Source organism: Streptomyces tropicalis, assembly GCF_029269835.1.
GTDB classification, from domain to species: Bacteria; Actinomycetota; Actinomycetes; order Streptomycetales; family Streptomycetaceae; genus Streptomyces; species Streptomyces tropicalis.
The window spans coordinates 164,943-175,439 of sequence record NZ_JARJBB010000013.1; the positions used below are offsets into that span (position 1 = coordinate 164,943).

Genomic DNA, 10,497 nt, shown 5'->3' on the forward strand with positions numbered 1-10,497 from the left:
ACATGCGCTCCAGTCAGGGGAAGGATCACCCCGCGGGCGAACCCCCGCCGGGGCCGTACCGCGCCGTCCGGCTCCTCGCCCCCGTGCAGGCATGCCGCGGCGAGCTTCCGGCGGACGGGGCACCCGCCGCCCCGGACGCCTCCGCTCCGGACGCCTGCGCCACGCCCGGCCCGTGCCAGGACCCCGGCGGCGCCGCAGGGCCGTACGCCTCCCGGACCGCCGCCCCGGGCCCGCCGCCCGCGGCCGGAGCCGGGTCCCCCGGCTCGTACCCGGCGAACGCCGGGGACCCCGGTGTGCCCGGGCCGTACGCGGAGGGACCCGGCGCGCCCGGGCCCGGTGCGCCCGGGCCGGACGCCGAGGACCTCGGTGAACCCGGACGGTCCGCCGCAGGCGCCGGTGCGTCCCGACCGTGCGCCGAGGGACCCGGTGTGCCGGGACCGTACACGGAGGCGCCCGGTCCGCACCTCGACGTCCCGGACGCGCGGGTCGTCGACGCCGACGTCGCCGGTGCCGTCGACCGCCATCTGTCCGCGCTGACCGCGCACCGGGTGGCACAGGCCGCCGGGCTGGACCAGGGCTTCGGGGCCGACCTCGCCGAGCGGGTCGCCCGATTCACGCTGGACGGCGGCAAGCGGATCCGCCCCCGGTTCCTGTGGTGGGCGCTGCGCGCCTGCGAGGGCGGCGGCGCCCCGCGCACGGCCGCCGCCCTCGGGCTCGGGGCGGCCCTCGAACTCGTCCAGACGTGCGCGCTGGTCCACGACGACGTGATGGACGGCGCCCCGGTGCGCCGCGGCCGGGCCGCGCTGCACGTCGACGTCGCCGCCGGGAGCACCGGGATCACCGGGCCGCGGCGGGCGCGGGACTTCGGGACCGCCGTCGCCATCCTCGCGGGTGACCTCGCCCTGGCGTGGGCGGACGACGTGGTCGCCGAGACCGTGCTGGCGCCGGCCGCCGCGGGCCGGGTCCGCGGCATCTGGCGGGCGATGCGCACCGAGATGGTCGCGGGCCAGTACCTGGACCTGCGGGGCCAGGCCTCCGCGTCGCGCTCCCCGGCCCACGCGCTGCGCGCCGCCTGCCTCAAGAGCGCGCTGTACACGGTGGAGCGGCCGCTGCGGCTCGGCGCCGCGCTGGCCGAGGCGGACGAGGCCGCCACGCGGGCCCTGTCGTCGGCCGGCCGCTGCGTCGGCACCGCCTTCCAGCTGCGCGACGACCTCGACGACCTCTTCGCCGACCCGCGGCGCACCGGCAAGCCGCGCGGCGGCGACATCCGCGAGGGCAAGCCGACGTACCTCCTCGCCGTCGCACAGGCCAGGGCCGGGGCGGCCGGGGACCGGGCCGCCCTGGACGTCCTGGAGCAGAGCGTGGGCCGCGCCGACCTGTCCGACGCCGACCTCGACCGGGTGCGCGACGTCGTCGTCGCCACCGGCGCCCGCCGCGCGGTCGAGGAGAAGACCGCACGGCTCACCGCGCAGGGGCTGCGCCACCTCGACTCGGTCGCGCTGGAACCGCGCGCGGTGGGACGGCTGCGCGACCTCGTCGGCACGGTGACGGGGACCCGTCCGGGGCTCGGCGCTCCGCGCGCCGACGGCGGCCCGCAGCGTCCCCTGCGTCTCGCGGGCGGCTGCGGGGTGAGCGGCCGATGACGCGGACGCTCCCCGGGCGCACGGATCACGTGGTGGTCGTCGGCGCCGGGCTCGCCGGCCTGTCGGCGGCGCTGCACCTGCTCGGCGCGGGCCGCCGGGTCACGGTCGTCGAACGGGATCCGCAGCCGGGCGGCCGGGCCGGACGGCTGGAGCGCGGCGGGTACGCCATGGACACCGGGCCGACCGTGCTGACCATGCCCGACATCGCCGACGAGGCCTTCGCCGCGGTGGGCGAGCGGCTCGCCGACCGGGTGGACCTGATCCCGCTGCACCCCGCCTACCGCGCCCGGTTCGCCGACGGAAGCGCGTTGGACGTGCACACGGACGCCGAGCGGATGGAGGCGGAGGTCGCACGGTTCGCGGGGGCCGCGGAGGCGGCGGGCTACCGGCGGCTGCGGCGGTGGCTGGAGCGGCTGTACCGGGCGCAGATGCGGCGGTTCGTCGACGCCAACTTCGACTCGCCCTTCGCACTGCTCCACCCGGACCTGGCCCGGCTAGCGGCGCTGGGCGGCTTCGGGCGGCTGGACGCGCGGATCGGACGCCATCTGAAGGACGAGCGGCTGCGCCGGGTGTTCTCGTTCCAGGCGCTGTACGCCGGGGTCCCGCCGGAGCGGGCGCTCGCGGCGTACGCGGTGATCGCCTACATGGACACGGTCGCGGGGGTGTACTTCCCGCGCGGCGGCATGCACGCCCTGCCCCGGGCGATGGCCGGGGCGGCCGCGGACGCGGGGGCGGACCTGAGGTTCGGACGGTCCGTCACCCGGCTGGAGCGCAGCGGCGACCGGGTCACCGCGGTCGTCACGGCCGACGACCGCATCGCGTGCGACGCGGTCGTCCTCACGCCCGATCTGCCGGTGGCCTACCGGCTCCTGGGCCGCGCACCGCGCCGCCCGGTGCCGCTCACGCACGCGCCGTCCGCGGTGGTGCTGCACGCCGGATGCGACCGCACCTGGCCCGAACTCGCCCACCACACCCTGTCGTTCGGCCGGGCGTGGCGGAGCACCTTCCACGAACTGACGCGCACCGGAAAGCTGATGAGCGATCCCTCCTTCCTGATCACCCGTCCCACGGCCACCGATCCGGGGCTCGCTCCCCCGGGCCGCCATCTGCACTACGTCCTCGCGCCGTGCCCCAACACCGACATCGGGCCGGGCGCCGCCGAGTGGGGCGACCTCGCGCCGCGCTACCGCGACGAGATGCTCACCGAGCTGGAGCGCCGGGGGCTGACCGGCATCGGGTCGGCCATCGAGCAGCAGTGCCTGGTCACGCCGGCCGACTGGCACGCCCTCGGGCATGCGGCGGGCACACCGTTCTCCGCCGCGCACACGTTCGCGCAGACCGGCCCCTTCCGTCCGCGCAACCTGGTGCGCGGCACCGAGAACGCGGTCCTGGCCGGCTGCGGCACCACGCCCGGCGTGGGCGTGCCGACGGTGCTGCTGTCGGGGAAGCTGGCCGCCGCGCGCGTCACCGGAGGCGGGGGCCGGCGGCGCCCGGCCCGGCCCGCCGCGCGGCCCACGGCGGAAGGGGCGGCGTCGTGACCCGGCGGGAACTGGACGCGGCGGGCATCACCGATCCGTCGCTGCGGGCGGCCTACGACCGGTGCCGTGCCCTCAACGCGCGGCACGGCAGGACGTACTTCCTGGCCACCCGGCTGTTGACGGTGGAGCGCCGTCCGGCGGTGCACGCCCTGTACGGCTTCGCCCGCTGGGCCGACGACATCGTCGACGCCCTCGACGCCGGGGAGTCCCCGCAGCGCCGGGCGCGGGAGCTGGACCGGCTGCGGGCGGACCTGGAGGCGGGGCTGCGCGACGGCCGCGGCGCCGAGCCCACGGTGCGGGCGCTGGCGGACACGGCCCGCCGCTACGGCATCGACCACGCCCACTTCCGCGACTTCATGGCCTCCATGCGCAGCGACCTGGAGGTCACGGACTACGCCACCTATGCCGACCTGCACGGGTACATGCACGGGTCGGCCGCGGTGATCGGCCTGCAGATGCTGCCGGTGCTGGGGACGGTGGTGCCGCGCGAGGAGGCCGCCCCGCACGCGGCCGCGCTCGGGGTGGCCTTCCAGCTCACCAACTTCCTGCGGGACGTGGGCGAGGACCTGGACCGCGGCCGGGTGTACCTGCCCGCGGACCTGCTGGGGGCGCACGGCGTGGAACGGGAGCTGCTGGTCTGGAGCCGGGACACGGGCCGCCCGGACGCCCGCATCACGCGGGCGCTGCGGGCGTTCGAGGACCTCACCCGGGGCGTGTACCGGCAGGCGGCGCCCGGCATCGCGATGCTCGACCCGGTGTCCCGGCCGTGCATCCGGACCGCGTTCGTGCTGTACGGCGGCATCCTCGACGCGGTCGCCGCCTCGGGGTACGCGGTGGTGCGGCGGCGTGCGGTGGTGCCGCGCCGGCGCCGGGCCGCCGTCGCGCTGGACGGACTGGCGCGGGTGGCCGGGGCGCGGCTCGCGGCCCGCCACCGGCCCGGTCCCGGGGAGCCGCCGCCGGGCCGACCGGATCCGGCGCCGTCCCCGTCCGCACCGCTGCACCAGGAGGTCGCGTGAACCGGCAGCCTTTCCCGCGGCGGGGCCGCTACCCGCTGCGGCTGCGCCGGCGCCCCGTGGCGTGGGAGCGGCAGCGGCCGACCTGGCGGGAGGCGCGGCCCGCCGTCATCACCCGGGCGCTGAAGGCGGCCCTGGCCCGGCCGTCGGGCAACTGGTACGTCGTGGGGGCGATCCGGTCCGTGCGCGCCGACCGGCCTCTGGCGCGCACCGTCGCCGGGCGGGAGGTCGTCGTCTGGCGGGACGCCGCGGGACGCCTGGTGGCCGGCCCCGGGATCTGCCCGCATCTGGGGGCGCCCCTCGCGGACAGTCCGGTGCGGTGCGGCACGCTGGTGTGCCACTGGCACGGACTCGCCCTGGACGGCTCGGCGTTCGCCGGCTGGGAGCCGCTGCCGGTGCACGACGACGGCGTCCTGGTGTGGGTGCGGCTGGACGGGGCGGGCGGCGAGCCGGCGACCCCCGCGCCGCTGGTCCCGCCCCGCCCGGAGGCGTCCGGGGCGGTGGAGGCGGTCTACGTGGGGACGGGCGTCTGCGAGCCGGAGGACGTGATCGCCAACCGGCTCGACCCGTGGCACGGCGCCTGGTTCCACCCGTACTCCTTCGTGGACCTCACCGTCGTCGGTACGCCGTCCGGCACCGGCGGGGACCCGGGCGGCGAGGGCCGGGAGCCGGGTGGCGACGGTTTCGCGGTGGACGTGTCCTTCAAGGTCGCGGGGCGCCTGGTCGTGCCGGTGCGGGCCGTGTTCACGGCGCCCGAGCCGCGCACCGTGGTCATGCACATCACCGAGGGAGAGGGACGGGGTTCGGTGGTCGAGACGCATGCGACGCCCCTCGGGCCGGACGCGCTGGGCCGTCCGCGGACGGCGGTGGTGGAGGCGGTGATGGCGGCGTCGGACCGCCGGGGATTCGCCGTGGCCCGGCGTGCGGCGCCGTTGCTGCGGCCCCTGATGCGGGCCGCGGCGGGCCGCCTGTGGCGCGACGACCTGGCCTACGCCGAACGCCGCTGGAGTCTGCGCTCCACGGGCCGCTTCCCCGGCTGAGCCGGGGAAGCGGCCGGGCGCCGGTGACCGGCGCCCGGCGCCCGGCATGCCGCACGGGCCGTCGGACAGGCGGCGTCCGCACACAGCAGGAACCGTCCCGTGCGCGCCCGGCGGGTCGCGGCGTCACCCGGGACGGCGGGCTGCCCTGCGGTGCGGCGCGGTCGTCCGGGGACGGCGGCAGCGGCACATCGCGGCGGGGCCTCCCCGGGACGGAAGGGCGCCCCTCGTCAGACTGCGGGGCCGCCCCGCTGCGGGGACGTGGTCCACAGGTGCCAGGCGGACCACAGCCACAGCAGTCCGAAGGCGGCGACCAGGGCGAGCAGGAGCAGGACCTGGCGGACGTCGGCGTCGTGTCCGAGCAGGGACACGAGCAGGGAGACGGTCCACAGGACCGTACCCGCCGCGTACACGCCCTGCATCCGCCGCAGTTGGCGTGCGTCCGGCCCGCTCGGTGCGAGGGGCACCACCTCAGGAGTCATGTCCCTGCCGGTACCCCGCAACGCCGCCGCCATGACCGCGCGGCGCCGTTCCGGATGCGCGCCCCGTACCGATCCGGCCACCCGGCACCCGCACGCGACGGCGGGGCCGGAATCAGCGGCCCGGCCGCTTGCCGCTCCCGGCACCGGCGGCCGCGCCCGCCGACGCCCCCGCCAGGGTCTGCTGCGCCTGGGGCACCACACGGGTCAGCCGCAGGACGCCCCAGAGGATGAGCCCGGCCCCCAGCAGCTCGGGCACGACCCACCAGCCGGTGCGGACCTCCTCGCCGAACAGCGCGACGCCGAGCACCAGGCTGACCGTGGCGTCGCCGATGGTGAGCGCGGGCTGGGAGGCGGCGAGCGGACCCGCCTGGAGGGCGTTCTCGAGCAGCAGCAGCGCGCCGACCCCGACCAGGGCGAACCCGTACGTCTGCCAGGAGCGCAGGAAGGCCGCGAAGCCGGTGTCCGCGAGGGTCCCGGTGGCGGACTTCAGCAGCGCCGCGGTGAGCGCGTTGCCGATCGCCGCGGCGGCGGCCAGGACGGCCGCCCGGAACAGCGCGGGCCGCCCGGGCCGGGCGACGGCGATCGCGGCGGCCATGGCTCCCAGGCAGACGGCGAGCGCGGGGACCCAGCGCACCATGGACGCCTGGTTCTCGGAGCCGGACGGGGCGGCCGACGCCAGCACCAGCGCCAGTCCGGCGACCACGCCGCCCACCGCCCACCAGCCCGGCCGCGGCATCCTGCGGTGCATCAGCGGCGCCGCGATAAGCAGGGCGCACGGCAGCTCCAGGATGAACAGCGGCTGCACCAGCGCCATCGGCCCGTTGATCAGGGCCAGCGCCTGGAACAGGGCGGCGCCCATCACGCCGGCGATGCCCGCGAGCCAGGCCGGCCGCCGCACCAGGGCGAGCAGCAGCCGGATCCCGCCGCCCTGGGCCACGGTCGAGGCCGCCTTGCGCTGGAAGGCGGTGCCGGCGGCGTTGCTGGCGGCTCCGACGACGGCGAAGCACGCGGCCAACACGATCACATGTCCTACGATGCCCGACGGGACGCGGTCCCGCCGTCCGGAGCCGGCCGGCACCCCCGGGATCCGCCCGGTCCGCCGCTCATAAGATCCGTTGATGAGCCCATAGACCGGACCCGCGTACCAACTTAGGTTTGCCTCAATTTAGGGTTGCCTTCGAGTCGCCTGTCCTCGCTCGAAGGGAACTGATCATGTCCCGCCCCCTGCGGGTTGCCATCGTCGGAGCCGGCCCCGCCGGGATCTACGCCGCCGACGCCCTGCTCAAGTCCGACGTCGCCGCCGAGCCGGGCGTGTCCATCGACCTCTTCGAGCGGATGCCGGCCCCCTTCGGACTGATCCGCTACGGCGTGGCACCCGACCACCCGCGCATCAAGGGCATCATCACCGCGCTCCATCAGGTGCTCGACAAGCCGCAGATCCGCCTCTTCGGGAACGTCGACTACCCGTCCGACATCGGCCTGGACGACCTGCGGGCCTTCTACGACGCCGTGATCTTCTCCACCGGCGCGACGGCGGACCGGGCGCTGCCCGTGCCCGGCATCGAGCTGGACGGCTCCTACGGCGCCGCCGACTTCGTGTCCTGGTACGACGGCCACCCGGACGTGCCCCGCACCTGGCCGCTGGAGGCCGAGAAGGTCGCCGTGCTCGGTGTCGGCAACGTGGCGCTGGACGTGGCGCGGATCCTCGCCAAGACGGCGGACGAGCTGCTGCCGACGGAGATCCCTCCGAACGTGTACGACGGCCTGAAGGCCAACCGGGCGCGGGAGATCCACGTGTTCGGACGGCGCGGCCCGGCCCAGGCGAAGTTCAGCCCGATGGAGCTGCGCGAGCTGGACCACTCCCCCACCATCGAGGTCGTCGTCGACCCCGAGGACATCGACTACGACGAGGGGTCGATCGCCACGCGGCGGTCCAGCAAGCAGGCCGACATGGTCGCCAAGACCCTGGAGAACTGGGCCATCCGCGACACCGGCGACCGGCCGCACAAGCTGTTCCTGCACTTCTTCGAGTCCCCGGCCGAGGTCCTCGGCGAGGACGGCAGGGTGACCGGCCTGCGCACCGAGCGGACCGCGCTCGACGGCAGCGGCAACGTCACGGGCACCGGCGCCTTCAAGGACTGGGACGTCACCGCGGTGTACCGCGCGGTGGGCTACCTGTCCGACCAGCTGCCCAAGCTGCCGTGGGACCTCGACTCGGGCACCGTCCCGGACGCGGGCGGCCGGGTCGTCCAGGAGAACGGCGAGCACCTGCCGTCGACGTACGTCACGGGCTGGATCCGGCGGGGCCCGGTCGGGCTGATCGGCCACACCAAGGGCGACGCCAACGAGACGGTGGCCAACCTGCTGGACGACTTCGCGCAGGGCCGCCTCCTGACGCCCGCGTCGCCCGGCCCCGAGGCCGTCGACGCCTTCCTCGCGGACCGCGGTGTGCGCTTCACCACGTGGGACGGCTGGTACCGCCTGGACGCCGCGGAGAAGGCGCTGGGCGAGCCGCAGGGCCGCGAGCGCGTGAAGATCGTCGAGCGTGAGGGCATGCTCCGCGCGAGCGGCGCCCCGGAGCCGCGGGAGCCGTAGCCGCCGCGGACCGGCCGGACGCGTACGACGGGCCGTGCCCCCACCGGAGGGCACGGCCCGTCGTCGTGCGGACGGGGCCCGGTGCGCAGACGCGCCCGGCTGCCCCGGGGTGTTCGGTGTCAGCCGTTGGCGCAGACGGCGCCGGCGGTCGGGTTGAGCAGTCCGACCAGGTTGAGGGAGTTGCCGCACAGGTTGAGCGGGATGTCGATCGGGACCTGGATGACGTTGCCGGAGAGGACGCCGGGGCTGCCGACGGCGGAGCCGCTGGCTCCGGAGTCCGCCGCCGCGGCCCCCGCCCCGGCCACCAGGGCCGCACCCGCCAGAACCGCCGCGGCCGTCATTCTGATCCTCATGGAAGACTCCTGTCGCTCGAGGGGACGTGTGGCTCCACCCTGCGGTCGTCCGGCGCGCCACGACATCGCAGAGGGCCGATCGGAGTAGCGGCCGTCCACCGGCTCCGGGACGCGGGCGTGCGCCCCACGGCCGCCGGGACGCGTCACGTGCGTGCGTTTCAGGCCGAACCGGGAGCGGTGCGCGCCGCCGGGAGCACGGTCCGGGCGCGCCACCGCCGCGAGGGCCCCTTCACCGGTCCGGCTGGACGCGGCCGCGTCGGCGGGACGGCGGGACCGCAGGGTGACGGGAGCGCGCGAAGGCGGGGTGACGGCCGGGACGGCTCCGCCACCCCCACGTTCGCGTGAACATGCCCGTCCCCTGGCTGACGGCCGCCGGCTCCGTTCGGGCCCGGCAGGTGCGGCGACGGGTCGGCACCCCGTCGCCGGGCGCGGGCTGCGGGGCCTGGCTCGGCACCGCCCGGACGTGCCGCGCCGGACCCGCCCGTGCCGGCGGGGCGCGCGCCCCGGAATCATGGCGCGCCCGGGCCCCCGGCCCGCGATCCGCGATCCGGCTCCGGGATACTGGACGTCGCACGCCGTCCCCGCCCGCAGAAGGGCCCATGTCGAACTCCTCCTCCCCCCGTCCCGAGACCCCGCGCACGGTGTGGCTGGCCCGCGGCCGCCACGCAGGAACCGGCGCGGAGGGCGCCGTACGCAGTCGTCTGGAGAGCCTCACGGCCGAGGGCGTGCTGCACAGCCACCGCGCCCCCGAGGATCCCGACGCCTCCGGGGCCCGGGTCTTCGAGGCCCGCTGGCTGACCCCCGCCGGGGTGACCGTGCGGGCCCGGCTGACCCTCGCCGCCGAGACCGCCCCGGCCAGCGGCCGCGAGTGGGTCGTGGCGGCGGAGGCGGAGCGCCCGTGGGAGAGCGACTGGGCGTCGCCCGCCGCGATGTTCTGGCCGCAGGAGCCCGGCGCGGGCTGGGACCGCGAGGCCGTCACGGGTCTGCGGCTCGGGGCGGTCAATCCCCTGCCCGACGACGACAAGGAGCTGCGGCGCCTGCTCCGGCACGCGGTCCGGGACACCTGGAACGTCCACGTCGTCGTGCACGAGGCCATGACCCCGGACGCGTACGGCCGGCTCGCGCTGGTGCGGCTGCTGCCTGCGGAGCTGCGGCACCGGGTCGTGGAGCACCGGGCGGCGCCCCATCGGCTCCGGGCCGTGAACTGGGCGCTGGAGGACTCCGGCGTCCAGGTGCCGCGCGGGGGCGCCCTCGTCCTGCCCGGCCGGCCGGCGGCGCGGGGCTACGAGGCGGGGGACTTCTCCGTGCGCAGCGTCTTCCTGGACGGCTCGGAGCCGAAGGACGTCCTGGACGCGGTGCGGCGCTTCGCGGCGCTCCCGCGCCCCCTGCCGGAGGGCGGTGCCGGGGCGCTGACCGCACTGCGGGAGGAATGGCGCCTGCTGACCATGGAGGAGGAGCTGGCGCGGGCGCGCGATCTCGTCGCGATGTACGAGGACGCCCTCGCCGCCATGACGAGGTCCCGGGACCTGTACCGGGAGGCGGCGGAGCACGCCCACGAGGCCCTGTCGGTCTACCGCGACGCGGAGGCCGCGGGGACGCTGCCGGCGGCGCGGAGGGCGGAGCGCCCGGCCGCGGGCTCGCCGTTCCAGCAGCTGGCCCGCGGCTTCGAACGCCTCCGGGGCTCCGCGCTGTCCCGGCGCCCCGGCACGGTCCCGGGCCCGGCCGGGGAGCCACCAAGGAGCACGGCGGCCGAGCCCCCGGTCACCGCCCGCGCGGCCCTGCCCCCGGGTACGGGCAGCGGGACGGCGGGGGATCAGGAGTCGTCCACTCCCCCGC

Annotated in this window: 9 protein-coding genes; 6 read left to right on the forward strand and 3 right to left on the reverse strand. The window is 77.1% G+C overall.

Annotation, left to right across the window (positions count from 1 at the left end):
* Window positions 1-428: 428 nt before the first annotated feature.
* From P3H78_RS23500 to P3H78_RS23515, 4 genes are read left to right on the forward strand one after another with little or no spacing between them, the layout of a single operon-like run.
* Complete coding sequence (locus P3H78_RS23500) at window positions 429-1,643, forward strand: polyprenyl synthetase family protein (protein ID WP_276111109.1); 1,215 nt, start codon at window positions 429-431, stop codon at window positions 1,641-1,643.
* Window positions 1,640-3,181 (forward strand): phytoene desaturase family protein, encoded by a 1,542-nt coding sequence (gene crtI / locus P3H78_RS23505; protein ID WP_276111110.1) that lies wholly within the window; start codon window positions 1,640-1,642, stop codon window positions 3,179-3,181. The genes P3H78_RS23500 and crtI overlap by 4 nt, the downstream gene beginning before the upstream one ends.
* Window positions 3,178-4,197 carry a phytoene/squalene synthase family protein gene (locus tag P3H78_RS23510; RefSeq protein ID WP_276111111.1) on the forward strand — a complete coding sequence of 340 codons (1,020 nt, stop codon included), beginning with the start codon at window positions 3,178-3,180 and terminating at the stop codon, window positions 4,195-4,197. Before crtI ends, P3H78_RS23510 begins: the two co-directional genes overlap by 4 nt.
* The gene (locus tag P3H78_RS23515) at window positions 4,194-5,234 is read left to right on the forward strand and encodes a DUF5914 domain-containing protein (RefSeq protein ID WP_276111112.1); all 1,041 of its coding nucleotides are present in this window, start codon (window positions 4,194-4,196) and stop codon (window positions 5,232-5,234) included. The genes P3H78_RS23510 and P3H78_RS23515 overlap by 4 nt, the downstream gene beginning before the upstream one ends.
* A 227-nt stretch (window positions 5,235-5,461) precedes the next feature.
* Here the strand turns inward: P3H78_RS23515 and P3H78_RS23520 are convergent, their stop codons facing one another.
* On the reverse strand, window positions 5,462-5,713 hold the full coding sequence (locus P3H78_RS23520) for a hypothetical protein (protein ID WP_276111113.1): 252 nt from the start codon (window positions 5,711-5,713) through the stop codon (window positions 5,462-5,464).
* Between the two features lie 112 nt (window positions 5,714-5,825).
* A complete protein-coding gene (locus P3H78_RS23525; RefSeq protein ID WP_276111114.1) occupies window positions 5,826-6,737 on the reverse strand; it encodes a DMT family transporter in 912 nt (303 codons plus the stop codon).
* Window positions 6,738-6,925: 188 nt separating this feature from the next.
* Between P3H78_RS23525 and P3H78_RS23530 the strand changes: the two genes are divergently transcribed.
* The gene (locus P3H78_RS23530) at window positions 6,926-8,308 is read left to right on the forward strand and encodes an FAD-dependent oxidoreductase (protein ID WP_276111115.1); all 1,383 of its coding nucleotides are present in this window, start codon (window positions 6,926-6,928) and stop codon (window positions 8,306-8,308) included.
* Window positions 8,309-8,427: 119 nt separating this feature from the next.
* Here the strand turns inward: P3H78_RS23530 and P3H78_RS23535 are convergent, their stop codons facing one another.
* Window positions 8,428-8,661 (reverse strand): chaplin, encoded by a 234-nt coding sequence (locus P3H78_RS23535; RefSeq protein ID WP_276111116.1) that lies wholly within the window; start codon window positions 8,659-8,661, stop codon window positions 8,428-8,430.
* A gap of 599 nt (window positions 8,662-9,260) precedes the next feature.
* Between P3H78_RS23535 and P3H78_RS23540 the strand changes: the two genes are divergently transcribed.
* A partial coding sequence (locus P3H78_RS23540) for a hypothetical protein (RefSeq protein ID WP_276111117.1) occupies window positions 9,261-10,497 on the forward strand: 1,237 nt, incomplete at its 3' end.

Coding starts and splice junctions, on each gene's coding strand:
- crtI (WP_276111110.1), top strand. CDS start 1,640: ATGACGCGGACGCTCCCCGGGCGCACGGATCACGTGGTGGTCGTCGGC.
- P3H78_RS23520 (WP_276111113.1), bottom strand. CDS start 5,713: ATGACTCCTGAGGTGGTGCCCCTCGCACCGAGCGGGCCGGACGCACGC.
- P3H78_RS23530 (WP_276111115.1), top strand. CDS start 6,926: ATGTCCCGCCCCCTGCGGGTTGCCATCGTCGGAGCCGGCCCCGCCGGG.
- P3H78_RS23535 (WP_276111116.1), bottom strand. CDS start 8,661: ATGAGGATCAGAATGACGGCCGCGGCGGTTCTGGCGGGTGCGGCCCTG.